The 14784-nt window shown below is 56.1% G+C and carries 16 protein-coding genes and 1 pseudogene; 8 read left to right on the forward strand and 9 right to left on the reverse strand.

Annotation, left to right across the window (positions count from 1 at the left end; genetic code table 11):
• Window positions 1–5 precede the first annotated feature (5 nt).
• Both ACR0IM_RS16655 and ACR0IM_RS16660 read left to right on the forward strand, forming a co-directional pair.
• Window positions 6–995 (forward strand): C45 family autoproteolytic acyltransferase/hydolase, encoded by a 990-nt coding sequence (locus ACR0IM_RS16655; RefSeq protein WP_480682583.1) that lies wholly within the window; start codon window positions 6–8, stop codon window positions 993–995.
• Window positions 996–1140: 145 nt separating this feature from the next.
• Complete coding sequence (locus ACR0IM_RS16660; RefSeq protein ID WP_480596953.1) at window positions 1141–1335, forward strand: hypothetical protein; 195 nt, start codon at window positions 1141–1143, stop codon at window positions 1333–1335.
• Window positions 1336–1374: 39 nt separating this feature from the next.
• Here the strand turns inward: ACR0IM_RS16660 and ACR0IM_RS16665 are convergent, their stop codons facing one another.
• Entirely contained in the window at window positions 1375–1803 is a 429-nt protein-coding gene (locus ACR0IM_RS16665) for a hypothetical protein (RefSeq protein ID WP_480596951.1), read from the reverse strand.
• A 123-nt stretch (window positions 1804–1926) separates the two neighbouring features.
• Between ACR0IM_RS16665 and ACR0IM_RS16670 the strand changes: the two genes are divergently transcribed.
• The gene (locus ACR0IM_RS16670) at window positions 1927–2673 is read left to right on the forward strand and encodes a helix-turn-helix transcriptional regulator (RefSeq protein WP_480682614.1); all 747 of its coding nucleotides are present in this window, start codon (window positions 1927–1929) and stop codon (window positions 2671–2673) included.
• A 256-nt stretch (window positions 2674–2929) separates the two neighbouring features.
• Window positions 2930–4258, forward strand: a complete 1329-nt coding sequence (locus tag ACR0IM_RS16675; RefSeq protein WP_480642186.1) for an MATE family efflux transporter — start codon at window positions 2930–2932, stop codon at window positions 4256–4258.
• A 715-nt stretch (window positions 4259–4973) separates the two neighbouring features.
• Here ACR0IM_RS16675 and ACR0IM_RS16680 read toward each other — a convergent pair.
• Window positions 4974–5399, reverse strand: coding sequence for a VOC family protein (locus ACR0IM_RS16680; RefSeq protein WP_480682584.1), 426 nt, complete (start codon window positions 5397–5399; stop codon window positions 4974–4976).
• Between the two features lie 103 nt (window positions 5400–5502).
• Between ACR0IM_RS16680 and ACR0IM_RS16685 the strand changes: the two genes are divergently transcribed.
• Window positions 5503–6096 (forward strand): TetR/AcrR family transcriptional regulator, encoded by a 594-nt coding sequence (locus ACR0IM_RS16685; RefSeq protein WP_480682585.1) that lies wholly within the window; start codon window positions 5503–5505, stop codon window positions 6094–6096.
• 523 nt (window positions 6097–6619) lie between these two features.
• On the opposite strand, the gene ACR0IM_RS16690 is transcribed toward ACR0IM_RS16685, so the two are convergent.
• A complete protein-coding gene (locus ACR0IM_RS16690) occupies window positions 6620–7531 on the reverse strand; it encodes a LysR family transcriptional regulator (RefSeq protein WP_480682586.1) in 912 nt (303 codons plus the stop codon).
• A 156-nt stretch (window positions 7532–7687) separates the two neighbouring features.
• On the opposite strand from ACR0IM_RS16690, the gene ACR0IM_RS16695 reads away from it, so the two are divergent.
• The 3 genes and pseudogenes from ACR0IM_RS16695 to ACR0IM_RS16705 all read left to right on the forward strand — a co-directional run.
• Window positions 7688–8302: a nitroreductase family protein gene (locus tag ACR0IM_RS16695; RefSeq protein WP_480682587.1), complete on the forward strand. Its 615-nt coding sequence runs from the start codon at window positions 7688–7690 to the stop codon at window positions 8300–8302.
• Between the two features lie 9 nt (window positions 8303–8311).
• Complete coding sequence (locus tag ACR0IM_RS16700; RefSeq protein ID WP_480682588.1) at window positions 8312–9280, forward strand: DMT family transporter; 969 nt, start codon at window positions 8312–8314, stop codon at window positions 9278–9280.
• Window positions 9281–9442: 162 nt separating this feature from the next.
• Window positions 9443–9583 (forward strand): annotated as a pseudogene (locus tag ACR0IM_RS16705) (IS6 family transposase); the annotation flags it as partial.
• 282 nt (window positions 9584–9865) lie between these two features.
• Here the strand turns inward: ACR0IM_RS16705 and ACR0IM_RS16710 are convergent.
• From ACR0IM_RS16710 to ACR0IM_RS16735, 6 genes are all read right to left on the reverse strand, one after another.
• The gene (locus ACR0IM_RS16710; RefSeq protein ID WP_480682589.1) at window positions 9866–10273 is read right to left on the reverse strand and encodes a hypothetical protein; all 408 of its coding nucleotides are present in this window, start codon (window positions 10271–10273) and stop codon (window positions 9866–9868) included.
• A complete protein-coding gene (locus ACR0IM_RS16715; RefSeq protein ID WP_480682590.1) occupies window positions 10270–10983 on the reverse strand; it encodes an ABC transporter ATP-binding protein in 714 nt (237 codons plus the stop codon). Before ACR0IM_RS16715 ends, ACR0IM_RS16710 begins: the two co-directional genes overlap by 4 nt.
• A 4-nt stretch (window positions 10984–10987) precedes the next feature.
• The gene (locus ACR0IM_RS16720) at window positions 10988–12124 is read right to left on the reverse strand and encodes an ABC transporter permease (RefSeq protein ID WP_480682591.1); all 1137 of its coding nucleotides are present in this window, start codon (window positions 12122–12124) and stop codon (window positions 10988–10990) included.
• Window positions 12121–13275, reverse strand: coding sequence for an efflux RND transporter periplasmic adaptor subunit (locus ACR0IM_RS16725; RefSeq protein ID WP_480682592.1), 1155 nt, complete (start codon window positions 13273–13275; stop codon window positions 12121–12123). Before ACR0IM_RS16725 ends, ACR0IM_RS16720 begins: the two co-directional genes overlap by 4 nt.
• Window positions 13272–13886: a TetR/AcrR family transcriptional regulator gene (locus tag ACR0IM_RS16730; RefSeq protein ID WP_480682593.1), complete on the reverse strand. Its 615-nt coding sequence runs from the start codon at window positions 13884–13886 to the stop codon at window positions 13272–13274. Before ACR0IM_RS16730 ends, ACR0IM_RS16725 begins: the two co-directional genes overlap by 4 nt.
• Before the next feature lie 270 nt (window positions 13887–14156).
• A complete protein-coding gene (locus ACR0IM_RS16735) occupies window positions 14157–14369 on the reverse strand; it encodes a ClbS/DfsB family four-helix bundle protein (protein WP_480596819.1) in 213 nt (70 codons plus the stop codon).
• Between the last annotated feature and the right edge of the window lie 415 nt (window positions 14370–14784).

Raw genomic sequence — 14784 nt, forward strand, 5'->3', positions numbered from 1 at the left:
GCCCCATGGCACTTGTTTTTCGCTCGATCGATGAGGCGCAGCCCGGTCCCAAACTGGCCGGGCTGTTTGCCGAATACTGGCCCGCCTACCGCAAATGGTGGGCGCAAGAGGGGTATTCGGCTCGCCCTACCTATCGCGAATGCTTGCGCGCGCTGCAAAAGCACATGCCCGAGATCGTGCCGATGTATGAAGAGGTCGTCGAGCTTGTGGGAGGAAGGGACAGCCAGGCGCGGTTTCTCAGTTTCTACTGCCCGCCAAAATATTTGTCAGGCTGCAGTCAGGCGATCTGGCGCGGCAAGACGCCGTTTCTGGTACGCAACTACGACTATCACCCAAAGACCTTTGATGCAGCGCTGCTGAAAACCCGCTGGGACGGACGCGGTGTCATAGGGATGAGCGACGGTGTTCTGGGCTTGCTCGACGGGATCAATGATGCCGGTCTAACCATTTCGCTCACCTTCGGTGGTCGGCGCGAGGTGGGCGACGGGTTTGGTGTTCCGCTGATCCTGCGCTATGTCCTGCAAACCTGCGAAACGACGGCCGAGGCGGTCGATTGCCTGTGCCGCATCCCCTGCCACATGAGCTATAATGTCACCGTTCTGGACGCTAAGTATAACCACAGCACGGTATACCTTGCTCCAGACCGGCACCCGCAAATCTCGGACCAGCCGGTCGCGACCAACCATCAGGGCCATGTCGAATGGTCCACTCATGCGCGCTTTACGGCAACTGTGGAACGCGAGCGGTTTCTGCTAAACCGCCTGAACCAGCACCCGGAAAGCGAGAAGCGGTTCATCGACGCTTTTTTGCGCCCGCCGCTCTATTCCACCGCGTTCAAATCAGGGTTCGGAACGCTTTATACCGCCGTTTACAGGCCCAAACAAAAGTTCCTGACTTTGTTGTGGCCGCAATCGGCTTGGAGTTTGTCTTTCGAAAAATTTGTTGAGACGGACTTGAAAGTTTTCGTTCCGGGTGAAGAGGTAACGGGCAGTTAACTATACGTTCTCATCCTCTCATTATCTGTGAATCCGGAAGATATCCAAACCGGGAAATAGATGAGCAGTTCTTCGCGAACCATATTGAGCAAAGTTTGCGACAGAACCTTTGGGTTCAGTGCTTGACTGCTAGGGTCGGGATCCATTGATTTCTGCTATCGCAAAGACCAAGGCCGGCTGGTCCGAAGAAAAGCCGGCCAGACTGGAAGAGGAAATCCTGTCCGTATATGAGCGGATCAACCCGAGTATTGAAGGCGGCAACGCCTTTGAAAACGCCAGCATGTCCGATGTGAAACCCACCGTTGACGTCGCCTCGTCCATTGACGGGTTTCTGGAATAGCCTGTCCTTGTTTACAATCTCTATGGATGCCGCTTCGCATCAGGATGTTGCGTGTTTTCTTGCCGTCCGGGGGCGGCAGGATATCAGGATCAGGACCAGAAATGACAGGTTGAGTACGACATTGAAGGGCGCGCCAACCAGAATGGAGCCTGAGCTGTCGACGCAGAACCAGGACCATGCCGCAATCTGTGCGGTCTTGGACGCGGCCACCGCCGATACTGGGGCTACATAGGTTCCCAGTGCCCACTGCATGCCCCCCAGACCAACGGTCAAACCACCGGTGATGACAAGCAGCAAGGGCGAAGGAACCGTCAGTTCCGCGGCAACGTCGTGAATTGGCCAATACGCGATTTGTAGGAAGATATGCGCGAAAAGGTGCAAAAAAGGCAGCGCGGCTAGCGCAAAGAGCACCCCGGTCGCAACAAGAACACCGCCTGAGATTCGCATCGCCGACTGTTGTTGGGTCATGATCGTCTCCTTTCGATATACGTCTTTCATGCGACTTTCGGCAGGCGCAAATCAATTACCTCAGAGGTAAGTGAATTCTGTTCGGACCCTTGCTAAACTCAGGTCATGACACCCTATCCCGGCATGCTGAAAGAGTGGCGAAAGCGACGCAGGATGAGCCAGCTGGACCTTGCGGTCGAAGCCGAGGTCAGCGCGCGCCATATCTCATTTCTTGAAACCGGGCGGTCCCGGCCCAGCCAGGACATGATCCTTCATCTATCCGAGGTCATGAACCTTCCGGTCGAAACCCGAAATCAGATGATGCGCGCCGAAGGGTTCGCGCCGCGTTTTGCGGCAACGCCGATTGACGACGCGGTGATGTCGCCCATCCGGGATGCGGTTGAATGGACTCTGCAGCAACATGCCCCTTACCCTGGAATGGTGTTGGACCGGCTCTGGACGGTTGTAATGCTCAACAGCGGTGCCCAAAGGCTGTTCAAACCACTGGGGATCGGCGAGGGGCAAAGCCTGCTGGACCTGCTGACCAGCCCGCTGATGCCTGAGCTTGTCGAAAACTGGCCCGAGGTCGCGCATCACACGATGTTACGGCTGCGCGCTGAAAGCGCCAACGCAGGCGGCATACCCGCACTGGACGCCGCGGCGCGCACGTTGTCGCAACAGGGGCACGCCCGCAGTGACGCGGTGATCGGGCCGACAATTTCTACGATCTACCGCTTTGGTGGTCAGCGGCTTTCCCTGTTTGGAACCATTGCGCAATTCAGCACAGTCACGGACGTCACGCTAGACGATATGAAGATAGAGCTGTTTTTTCCGGCCGACGAACAAAGTGCCAAATTTCTGAGTGACCTTGCCCACGTGGCTGCCAATTAGATGATAGTTTGACCAGAGCCCCACCACGTCCCGGTGAACTCCGCTCATTCCTGACCTTGGCAGGGTTCGGCAAACAGCCCTGTTAAAGCGATCTGGACGCCGAACAAATATTCCCTTAGAACCTTATCTGTTAACTTGTCCCTAAAAGGACCAATTTCATGGTGTTCCCGTCGCAGGGCTGAGCAGCCCCTCTTCATTCCGAGCATAAAGCTCCTGACCGCGACTCTTTCGCCGGACGTTGTCCGGCAGGTACCCCATGACAGATCAAATCCTGATTCCGCAGGCGTCCACCCGCGCCGAATTCACGCCGTTGATCCGGCTTGCCGTGCCGCTGATGGTCGGGCTGGCCGCCGCACTTTTGATCGGTGTCGTAGATACGGCGATGATTTCTCCGCTTGGCACGGTCCCGCTGGCGGCGGCAGGCGTGACCACGGCCGTTTTGATCATCCTTATCTCCGCTCTTTGGGGCGTAATCACCGCAATTTCCGTCCAGATCAGCCAAGCCGAGGGCGCACGCGATGCCGCGCGGGTTGCTCTGGCGTTGCGCAGCGGGCTGTTGCTGTGCTTTCTGGGCGGCGGCGGCGCGGCATTGGTGATGATGGCACTCTATCCGCTGCTGGGGCCTTTGGGGCAACCGAAGGAGGTTCTGGCGATCCTGTTGCCATACTGGATGTCGATGGCGATCTGGATCGTGCCCTTTACACTGTTTTTCGGCCTGAAAGCTCTGTTCGACGCCGTTGGACGGCCCTGGACAGCCGTTGCACTGTCTTATCTGGGTGTCCTGTTCAACGTACCCGCAAACTATGCCTTCATTCACGTCCTTGATCTTGGAATTCTGGGCGCTGGTCTGGCCAGCATACTCTCACAATGTACGTCGCTGGTTGCCGGGATTTATGTGTTGATACGCGCGCCCGGGCTGGCCGCCTTTCGCCAGCGGGTGACCGTTGCATGGGCGGATGTCTGGTCACAGGCCAAAGACGCCCTGCCGCTCTGTCTTGGATACGCAGGTGAGGGCGGTGCTTACGCAGTGGTGGGTCTGATGATGGGCTGGTTGGGGGCCGAGGCGCTGGCTGCCCATCAGATCGTCAACGCGCTTGCGGGGTTGGCCTATATGATCCCACTTGGCATGGCGGGTGCAGCCTCGATCCGTGTGGGACTTGCAGTCGGCGCAGGTAGTCGGGAAAGGCTAAGACCAATCCTGAAGGCGTCCTTTGTGATGGTCACGCTCTGGCAGGCGGTTGCCGCAATCGTATTCATTACTGCTGGCCGAATGCTGGCGGAAACGATGTCGGATGACCCGGCCGTCATTGACCTCGCGGTTACGTTGTTTTTCATCGTGGCACTGCTGCAAGTTGCGGATGGCGTTCAGGGCACTGCGTTGGGTGCGCTAAGGGGAATGTCGGACATGAACCTGCCGACGATAATTACCCTGACAACCTATTGGCCACTTGCCTTGCCGGCCAGCTATGTTCTGGGTTTCCTCTTTGATCTCGGAGCCGTCGGCATCTGGATCGGTTATACTCTGGGTCTGGTTGCGGCGGCGATTGCCCTGCCCCTGCGGTTCTGGTCGCTGACACGACCCTGAGATTAGCGCAGATCGATTGAGGATACCTCCGCAATTCCGCTCGTAGCTTTCGAAATAGGGCTCCAAATTCGATTACCAAATTGGTTGCCAGTATGAGAGAACAGAAGATGGCCGATGTTGCGCGGGACACCAAGTAGATCTTGAAACAAGATGCAGCTTCGCATCTGAATCATCAAACCCGCGCCAAACAATAGTATTTAACCCGCTCTCCTTTGGCGTTTAGAAGTCGATGTGAGACGATTATGCGAACCGTTCCGATAGTCATGAGGCGGACGGTTCCTATGCCGGCAAAACAAAAGTCAGTCTGATCGGCCCCATCCAAGTGGTCCGGTTTGACTGTAAGTGCATGACTGGACTTTGGTCCATCGTGACGACGGTTTCTGGTGCAGGCGGGTGGTAACCCAGAGCTGCCGTTCGACTGAGGCGTTGAAGTTCTGCGGTGGCGGTCCGCGTGGCAGACATTTGCAGGCACTCCTTAAATGTCTGCACAGCGAACCTTTGCCGCCTTTTCCGCCAGTTCCTTCTTTGGTTGCTTTCTTGATGTTTGCAAACTCAGTCCTTTCTACAAGTAAGCAAAGTAGTCGAGTTGTGGTCCTACCTGAGTCTCATGTGTGCCCGCCAAAGCCGAATGCACCAAAACTAGCTTAGCTTGCGCGGCCCAGGGTTGCCGCACAAATTTCGTCAAACCGACCATTTGGCTTCCTTGGAACCTTGATCAGGTCGGCACCGCGTCGGCTGCATATTGCGACAGGAATTCCTCTGAGGGTGGGATCTGGGTGATGACATCAATCAGCACCCCGTTGGGATCGCGATAAATCGCATGCCGTTGGCCAAACGGCTCGCTTACAAGTGACTTAGCTACCGGAACTCCTTCCGACCGAAGTCGCGCGTCCACCTTGTCGACATCCTCGACTTCAAAATTGAGGATTATGCCCCTGGATGCGCCGCGGGAAACCTCCGGGATCGTCTCGTGATCTGACCGGACAACGGCAAGATTGACTGACGGATTCGCTTCACTCTGAAGATGCACATACCAATCTGCCTCGAACGCAGCGCGGAAGCCAAAGTGACGTTTGTAGAACTCTGCAGTCTCAGAAACCGTTTCAGACTGAATGACCGGGTAATATTGAGTGACGCGCATTTTTGATCTCCTTAATTTACATGCAGAGTGTATGTATCATCTATTTGCAAATACATGCAAGATGTATGTAAGGTAATTGATGTGATATTCGGAGCCGTTAATCTTGACCCCAGAAAAACCTGCCCGCCGCAGCCAGGCAGACCGGCGCGCCGAAACACGTGCCAGGCTGTTGGAGGCTGCCCGTGAGTTATTTGTGGAATTGGGATTTGCCGAAACCGCAACCCCCGACATCGCGCGCAAGGCCGGCGTAACCCGCGGTGCTTTGTATCATCATTTCAAAGACAAGGCTGACCTCTTTCGCGCCCTGGCAGAAGAGGAGGCCAAAGCAATCTCGGACCACATTGACCAGGAAACGCGCAATGTGGCCGATCCCGAACAGGCCATGGTGACAGGATCGAATGCCTTTTTTGATGCGATGTTGGTCCCAGGTCGGGTACGTCTACTTATGGAAGAGGCCCCGGCGGTATTGGGACACGGCACCGCTGCAGAATTGACACGAGCAAATGGCACAGAAGAACTTCGTGAAGGACTATCGCGAGCTCTTCCTGAGCATACGTCAAGACACATCGATGCTTTGACCAATCTGTTGTCGGCGGCGTTCGATCGTGCCGCTCTTGAGATCGCCTATGGTGGCGATCAAGTGATCTACAAAGAAGTCATGCATCAGTTGGTTGGTGAATTGCTCAAAACCGAATGAAAGGCATCTCAAGGGTCTGCGAGATGGACAAGGAAACTTGCATGAACAAGAAAGCCAAACACGTTGGTCCTTGGCCACGAGCGTGCTCGAGTTTGCGATTGCAGTCGGACTTTTGGTTCCGGCAACCAAAAAGCTCGCAGGTCTCTCTGGGTTTGCATTTCTAATCGGTTTTTTCCATCCAATGTCTATACGGCTCTGAACTAAACAGGCATGGATGGTCATGCTTGGGGAGCGGAGTACCTTCTAATAAGGGCCCTTTTGCAAGTTCTCTTGGTCGTTTGTTGCACGATCGAAGGCCGAAACGCGCACCCAGATGGTCCATTAGATGAGGCTGTCGGCAAGCTTAGGCTGTCCGCCCGGATGCACGTCCCTGCCAGGGCCTACCTTCCGCAATTGCCGGAACATACCCTGACTGAATGCGCCCGATTTAGCTCCGATGGTGAGGACGCAATGATGCCTACTGAACAATTCCTTCCGTCAACGCAGCGCGGTCCACTACTAACAGCGCAGCGGGTCGCCGCATTCACGCGCCAGATGCGGGCGCATCTATTCCCTGAAGCTCTTCAACGAGAAAATCGAGAAACACCCGGACCTTCGACATCACGTAGCGCCGGGAGGGATAAACGGCGTAGAGTCCGGTTTCGTTCGGCGTCCAGTCATCCAGGGCCGTACGGAGCCGTCCCGTAGCCAGATCTTCAGCGACATAAATACGAGGGACAAGACTCAGACCAAACCCGGCACGCAAAGCATCCCGGACCGCTAGGCTGGAGGACACCTTGTAGCGACCGTGAACGGGGACTTTGACAGTTCGCCTGCCCTGCATGAAAGTCCATTGAACGGCATGGTCCGACAAGGTGAACTGGACGCAATTGTGCTGCGCCAGATCCTCTGGCCGGGTTGGGCGACCGTGCTGTTTGAAGTAAGATGGTGCCGCGCAGACGACGTGATCCATGATCATCAACTTTCGCGCAATCAGTCCCGAATCTTCAAGATCGTCGCTCCCGCGCAGAGCAATATCAAACCCTTCTTCAACCAGGTTGACCCGCCGGTCATCCAACCTCAGGTCCAGCGTCAGATCGGGATATCGGTTGAGAAACTTCGGGATTTTTTCCGATAGGCCGATCAGCGTCACCGTAACTGGAGCGCTCACACGCAACACGCCCGATGGCATATCCTGTATGGCCTGCAACGTCGCATCCGCCTCTTCCAAATCGTCGAGCAATTTTGCAACACGGTCGAAGTACAACGTTCCGGCCTCTGTCAGGCTCATCCGTCGAGTTGTGCGATTGATCAGACGCGCGGAAAGATGTCCTTCCAACTCGCTTACATTCTTGCTGATCGCAGCAGGTGACAAGTTCAGCTTGCGGGACGCCGCGGCGAAACTGCCGAGCTCTACCACGGTTCGAAACACGGTAAGGGCGGTTATGCGATCCATAATTATTAACTAACAGTGAATTAAGTATTCATCAATGAGCATATTCTCTACCAATTTGCGCCAATGTATCTCCTAAGGCAGCAAGTTGTGTCGCTGACGTCATCCACGGAACCACAGTCCGACGACACGTTGGCGCAAAGGTAAAGGAGCCCCGCTATGCAGACCGCCAGAACCGCTGACCACCCCATTTACCCACTCTTTCTTGATCGCTGGTCCCCACGCGCATATGAAGCAAAACCCATGCCCAATGCCGATCTTCTGACCATCCTTGAAGCAGGCCGTTGGGCACCCTCGGCATTCAATGTCCAACCCTGGCGGTTTCTGTATGCCCATCGCACCGACACTCATTGGATGGATTTCCTGTCGGTGCTGGACGCAGATAACCGGCAATGGGCCGGATCGGCCTCGGCACTGATCTTTCTGATCTCGGACAAGGTGATGCCCGCCGAAGAAGATCGGCCCGAGATGATCTCAAAATATAACAGCTTCGATGCTGGATCCGCCTGGATGCAAATCGCGCTTCAAGCAACCGCGCTCGAATATGCCGCCCATGCCATGGCGGGCCTCGATTTCGAACACGCGACCGCAGTTCTGGGTCTGCCAGACCGGTTTCGACTTGAGGTGGGGATTACCATCGGCCGCGCCGCGGAAGCCAAACACCTTCCGGATGACCTTCGTGTGCGTGAAGTGCCGAGCAACAGGTATCCGCTTGAGCAGATCTCCTACCCCGGTCCCTACCCCGCCAGCTTTACCGCACTCGCAGCAGAATAGGAGGTTGCCATGTCATGCGACCCAAACGCATCCGTCAAACCAGCAGTAGTCAGAGCCGATCCGCATGTCCACGGCCTGATGCTGGTTGCCACATTCCTGGTCGCGACGTCCTTTCCGGTGGTTGCCGCAATCACAGACAGTCTGGATAGTGTTGTGCTGACCTTTGTGCGGTTCGCCCTTGCGACACTGCTATTCGCTCCGCTGGTGATATGGCGCTCCGGCATCGTCCGTCCCAGCCTGCGCGACCTGTTGCGCTACAGTCTGCTCAGCCTTCTGCTGGTCACGTTTTTCTGGTGTATGTTTGCATCCCTGAGAATGACCACACCGCTGAACACGGCGGCCATCTTTTCGGTAAGCCCCGTGATTACGGCTGGCATGGCCGCGGTCCTGTTGCGCGAACGGATAACGCGAAGCGCAAGAATTGCGCTTCCCCTCGGCACGATTGGCGCGATTTGGGTTATATTCCGGGGCGATCTCTCCGCATTGATGGCACTTGAGATCGGCGCGGGCGATCTGTTGTTCCTTGCGGGCACCATGGCGCTGGCCAGCTATACCACATTGGTCAAGGTTCTGCACAAAGGCGAGCCCATGGCCCGGATGACCTTCTGGATATTGGCCACCGGATCGATCTGGCTTTTGTTAGTGTCGCTGCCCCGTCTTGGTAGTGTTTCCTGGGCCGAAATCCCAATACGCACTTTGGCAGGCATCACCTATTTGTCGGTAGCCACCACCATTGTCACTTTTTTCCTGTTTCAGTGGAGTACAACCCGGATCGGCCCGACCCGTGTGATGTCATACACATTCCTCAACCCGGTTCTGGTGCTTGTGATCGGTTTGTTTGCGGGAAACACCCTGCCACCATTGGCAACCTGGCCTGGCATGGTGATAGCGATCGCAGCTACAGTCATTCTCCAGTCGGACTTCACCCAATGGTTCGGGTATATGAAGCGAGGCATTCGACCTGCCGCGCCGAGTTAAGCCAATCGAAATCAACAGCTTCCTGGGAAACGAAAGGATCGCGAAATGCCAAGGTCGCAGCGGCCTGATCTACGAGGCCCGCAGCCGCACATCTCGTTGGTAGGTTACGATGAAACTATCCAGAAAAAGGAGATTCCGCTGATATACATCCTCTACTGGCCCGTCAGGCCCATGCTGGGTTTCAAGTCTTTCTCATCAGCTGCATCTGCCCTGGCGGGTATCGAACTGGTCAACATGATCCGCGAAGGTCATTTCACGCCCGGAATCTCTCCGTTTCTGCAGTTTGCTCAACTGGCAGGGTAATCAACCTGCCTGCGCCATCTCCTCAGCCTATAAAGGAATTTGCGACAGAACCCCACGCAAAATAGTGGATTGGGCGTGGATGCAAATACTGACATCAGCCTCAAAACCGTCCGCAGGTCAAATTGGGCTTAACTCAAGTTTCCGGGCGACCGGACATCGTGGACCCTCGCGTGATGCCCGTTTGTCCTAAGCGGTGAATTCCCCAGTGGCATGTCGTAATGAAGAGCTTCAGGCGGTTTTGGCGTTGACTACGATCGAAGCGCTATTTCGCAGGGTGTCCTATCAGGATCGATGCACCCGCAAGATATGCATCCAAGCCACAACAGAAATGACCAACCAGACACCAGTGCGCAGGGTCATTGCACCAACGGTGCGCATCTCATAGGCGTTGCCTTGCAGCACGTGAGCGCCGAAGGCCAGGAAAACCAGAACGGTGGCAACCAGATTGCCTATCGAAATCAAGACTGCTGGCCGATGCCGCAGAAACAGCCCTATACCGGCCACGACATAGGCGAATCCCGCCAGAAAGTTGAACCACAGCACGAAGGGCACCGCATCGCCAACGGCGGCGCGCGCTTCCTCGCTTCCGAACAAGGCCCTGCCGCCTGAGAAAACGGTCAACGCGCCGAACACTATTGCCACGCTTGCCGCTATGTTCAGCGCGCGGTTGCCAGAGTTTGCGTTCTTCATGTCACGCCCCCTCCCTCTCCATCAAGCTGGCCGTCGCGAAGGTGGAACAGCTTGTCAAACCGGTCATAAATCTTTTCGTCATGCGTCACCGCGATGATGCAGGTGTCTTGCTCGGCTGCCAGCTTGCGCATCAGGTCCATCACGATCCCGGCCCGCTTGCTGTCGAGCGCCGCAGTTGGCTCATCAGCAAGAATGATACGGGGGCTGTTGGCAAGGGCGCGTGCGATGGCTACACGTTGCGCCTCACCTCCAGACAGAAGCGCGGGCATCGCATCCTTGCGGTGACCGACCTCCAGATAGTCCAGCAGTTCGATAGCGCGCCTTTGCGCCTCAGCCGTCGACTTTCCAGCCAGTTTCAGCACCAGCGCAACGTTATCTTTGGCGTCGAGAAATGGCAGAAGATTATGGAACTGAAAGATAAACCCGATCTTGTCGAGCCGGAGCCTGCGCAGATCGTCTCGCAGCCATTGGTTGTCGTAAACCACCTCACCGTCCAGCGTGACCTTGCCCGCACTCGGAGCAATGATGCAGCCAATGACATTCAGAAGCGTCGTTTTACCCGATCCAGACGGACCCAGTAGCGCCACCACTTCGCCCGCCTGGACTGACAGATCAACATCCTTCAGTGCGTCGACGCGAGCATCGCCTTCGCCAAAGTGTTTGGAGACATTAGCAACATCTACAATCACGCGGCGCGGATCATTGAGCATGCCGTCACCCTCCGATTGCCGTGGCTGGATCGACCTTGAGAGCGGCACGCACGCCAAGGCCGCTGGCGACGATGCAGACGAAGAGGATGATCCCTACTAGCGCGGCGGCGTTGATCGGCTCCAACACCACCCGACGGGGGAAGTAGTCCTTGACGAGCAGGATAAGGATCAGACCAAAACTCCAGCCAACCGCACCAAGTGCAATGGATTGCTGCACGATCAGCCCGATGATCGCGCGGTCGGGCGCGCCGATCAGTTTAAGTGTGGCGATCTGCTTCAGCTTTTCCATGGTCATTGTGTAGATAATCAGCGCGATCACAACGGCCGAAACAGACAATAGGATGCCCAGAAACATACCTATCTGCCGCTTTGCCCGGTCCACCACAGACATCAGCAAGATGGACTCCTGATCGGCTTGTGTCAGAGCCCCAAGATGTTTCCATTGCCGCACCGACTGCGCCACTGCATGTGGGTCTGCAAGCGGCTCAAGCCGTGCGATCACAGCGGCAACACTGTCCTGACTTTCGAGCAACCCAGCGCCTCGCGCTTCCTGAACGCGTTGCGCCGACGGGGCCAGTTGCGTCTGCAGCACCTGCGCATCGCGCAGGGTGATGAACGCTGCCGGATCACCGGCGGAATTCATCGTATCCTCGACCAACCCGACCACAGTGAAAGGATCGCGGCCCAGTCGGATCACATCGCCGACGGACAGTCCGGATTTGGCATCTGCCACGATCTCGAAATGGGACTGGCTAATCCCGCGCCCAGCCGAGATTGCTTCGGGCCCACCGGGGTGGCCTGGCTCGTATCCGATCACGTAAAGGCGTAGCGTTTCGCCACGAAAGGGCGCCTCGACGGTCTGGTAGCTGATGCTGCCCGCTTGGGCCACACCATGCAATCGCACCACGGCATCACGGGTGCCGTCGGGAATTTTCGAGGCTTCTGCAAACGGCCCCTGTGTACCTGATTCAACAATCCAAAGATCTGCCTGCGGTGCTCTGACGATGTTCAGCGCGTCCGCGACCAGCCCATTGTAAATACCAATCATTGCCAGCACGACCGCCATCAGAAGGCTGAGGCCGAGGCAAGTCAGCACGAAGCGGAATAGATTATGGCGCACATCTCGGTAAGCGAGGTTCATGGCGCATCCCTCTCAGTAACCCGAACCATGCGCCCCTCAGACAGCCCTTTAACGGGTGCCACAATGAGCTGCGCGCCGTCGGCAATACCACTGACCAGCTCGACCCGCGCATCCTCGGTCCGGTGACCGAAAACTGCGGACACCTGATGCGCACGCCCCTCCTGTGCGACCCAGATACGACCTTCATGCCCATCAAACCCGGTTACGGCGATCTCTGGAACCAACAAAGCATCGGCCAACTCTGTAACCGTGATCCAAATTTCGGCCTGTTCGCCGAGAAATACCTGTTCCGGGCACTGATTGCAGGCAATCCAGACCCGGCGCTCTTCGTTCACCCGATCGCTTTCAATACCGATCCGCGCGATCTGACCTGTGAAGACCTGATGCGGCAGAGACCGCAATCGCACTTCGGCAACCTGACCGAGTCGCAGAGGCCCGGCACGCTCCTCATCAATATAGGCCAATGCCCATACAGTGTTCGGATCCATAAGAGTAAAGATAGGTTCACCAGCGTTAACAACGGTACCTGCTTCGACATGGCGCGCAACGACGACCGCGTCAAATGGTGCACGCAACATATGATGATCGAGCAGCACGCGTTCGTATTGCAGGGCTGCCTCGGCGTCCTTGTGCAGGGACTTGGCTACCTCCACATCACTTTCTGCGACGGCCAGATCGGCCGCTGCAACATCGACATCACGCTGTGCCTCTTCTGCAGCCTGGGTCGAAACTGCGTTGCGTCCGGCAAGTTCCTGCTGGCGCGCATTTGCCGATTGCCGCTGCGCCAGAATGGCGCGGGCGCGGATCACGTTTGCCTCGGCCTTGCCCAGGGTGGCTTTTGCGGCGGCAAACCCCGCTTTGGCGCGCGCGACTTTTGCTTGTTGTTCCGAAGGATGAAGCCGGGCAATGACCTGCCCCGCTTCGATCACATCGCCACTGTCGACCGAAAGTTCGGTCAACGCAGCACCAACCTCAAATCCGACATCCGAGGCGATCCGTGCTTCAACCGTACCCAGACCATAGACGCGCACTGGGACACTCTTTTCAATGGTGGCAGTTAAAACACTGATCGGGCGCTCTGTTAGAACAAACCAGCCAAAGGATACGAGGACGACAACAAGGGTTATACCCAGATTGATACGACGGTTCACGGCGAAACCTCCGTACTTGTTATTCGGAACAACCGCATCTGAGCGTCGAGCAATCGGCGTCCTTCGGATTCCAATGCAAAACTGCGTTTCCCCAAAGTCCAGCGGATCGCCAGCCCCTGCACCAGCGAGACCAACAATAGCGCTCCGTCTTCCGGTGGCAGGTCTGTATCGAACAGGCTCGCTTTCTGTCCTTTGGTCAGCTCAATGGCCAGCAACGCGACTAATTCGGTCATCAGCGCAAGAACTGATTGCCGCAGATCGTCGTTTTCCACCTGTAGCTCACGCGAGAAAAGGATGGACGGGATGGCCGGCATTGTCTCGATCTGGTGCAATTGCGCCAAGATCAGCGCTTTTATCCGGGCTGTCGGATCGTTGGATGTCTTCAGCGCGTCAGCCCACGCGGTCTTGAGGCGGTCAGAGATCCCCGCAGCCACCGCCAACCATAAATCCTGCTTGGTCGCGAAGTGCCGGAAGATTGCGGGTTGCGTCAACCCTACTGCATCAGCAACCGACTGCGTGGTCAGGCGATCCGGCCCCAACTCGTCCGCGAGACGCAGCATTGCCTGTACGATCTCGGTCTTGCGTTCATCTGCGGGCTTACGAGCAGGCATTTCGCACCAATTTGTTAGTTATTAATCACTAACTAATTAAAACGAAATACCCTTACCGTCAAGCGCATCTGCAGTTGATTACGGCATAGGGGATCGAAAATGGTCGCATGGCATCCTTTAGGAGCGAGAAGATCGACAGGTAAAAGCGAGAAAGCCTTATGTCCGCGCTACACCTATAGTCGACATTCAGGCAACGCGCAGCATTTGGAAGATGGAGCTTGAAGCCGACCCTGGAGCAAGCGCAGTATCTTGCCGGCAGATCCGTCTCGCTCAGTTATGGACGCCTAAAGCGGACTTTTGTCTGACACCTGATCGCTGGCAGGAATGCGCGACAAAGCCGCTATCAGCCTGACCTGCCTTAAACTTCAACCATCTTCGTGTACGGCCTCCGGCATTCTCATAAGGTGATGACGAATTGAACTGGATCACCAGCCCTTTGGTCCACTTCCCGTGCCAAGGTGAACCGTATAACTGCCGCAGCATCCGAGATTACAGACGGTATTGTTACTTCATTGTTGGCCTGAATCGACGTCTTGGATCAAGTGACGGGGAGATTTGATGAAAGGTTGACAAAAGTCGAAACTGCTCTCGACGCGCCATCAAGCGTGTCGCTTAAGTTCTTTGATGTTAGATCATTAGCGGATATCCCATCGAACCCGTCCAAGCTACTTGGTGAATACCAATACTGCTCCTTGTCGCGCGTTTGGTTTCCGCATGCGCAGCAGGCGTGCGGCTGCATTTTGAAGCAACAAGACGCTACTTGGATCTTGGAACTTAGCACCGATCAGGGTGTTAGAGTGGCGCGCACGTGTTCTGCGGTGTCGCAGATTGGCAGATCAACCAACAACAAAACTCACCGTAACCGCGCTAGCTGGATACATTCTGCTCTCTTGGCATT

The organism is Ruegeria sp. BF6, assembly GCF_056538665.1.

Coding starts and splice junctions, on each gene's coding strand:
- ACR0IM_RS16655 (WP_480682583.1), top strand. CDS start 6: ATGGCACTTGTTTTTCGCTCGATCGATGAGGCGCAGCCCGGTCCCAAA.
- ACR0IM_RS16695 (WP_480682587.1), top strand. CDS start 7,688: ATGCAGACCGCCAGAACCGCTGACCACCCCATTTACCCACTCTTTCTT.
- ACR0IM_RS16680 (WP_480682584.1), bottom strand. CDS start 5,399: ATGCGCGTCACTCAATATTACCCGGTCATTCAGTCTGAAACGGTTTCT.
- ACR0IM_RS16715 (WP_480682590.1), bottom strand. CDS start 10,983: ATGCTCAATGATCCGCGCCGCGTGATTGTAGATGTTGCTAATGTCTCC.
- ACR0IM_RS16665 (WP_480596951.1), bottom strand. CDS start 1,803: ATGACCCAACAACAGTCGGCGATGCGAATCTCAGGCGGTGTTCTTGTT.
- ACR0IM_RS16700 (WP_480682588.1), top strand. CDS start 8,312: ATGTCATGCGACCCAAACGCATCCGTCAAACCAGCAGTAGTCAGAGCC.
- ACR0IM_RS16730 (WP_480682593.1), bottom strand. CDS start 13,886: ATGCCTGCTCGTAAGCCCGCAGATGAACGCAAGACCGAGATCGTACAG.
- ACR0IM_RS16720 (WP_480682591.1), bottom strand. CDS start 12,124: ATGAACCTCGCTTACCGAGATGTGCGCCATAATCTATTCCGCTTCGTG.
- ACR0IM_RS16735 (WP_480596819.1), bottom strand. CDS start 14,369: ATGCTGCGGCAGTTATACGGTTCACCTTGGCACGGGAAGTGGACCAAA.
- ACR0IM_RS16710 (WP_480682589.1), bottom strand. CDS start 10,273: ATGAAGAACGCAAACTCTGGCAACCGCGCGCTGAACATAGCGGCAAGC.
- ACR0IM_RS16670 (WP_480682614.1), top strand. CDS start 1,927: ATGCTGAAAGAGTGGCGAAAGCGACGCAGGATGAGCCAGCTGGACCTT.
- ACR0IM_RS16690 (WP_480682586.1), bottom strand. CDS start 7,531: ATGGATCGCATAACCGCCCTTACCGTGTTTCGAACCGTGGTAGAGCTC.
- ACR0IM_RS16675 (WP_480642186.1), top strand. CDS start 2,930: ATGACAGATCAAATCCTGATTCCGCAGGCGTCCACCCGCGCCGAATTC.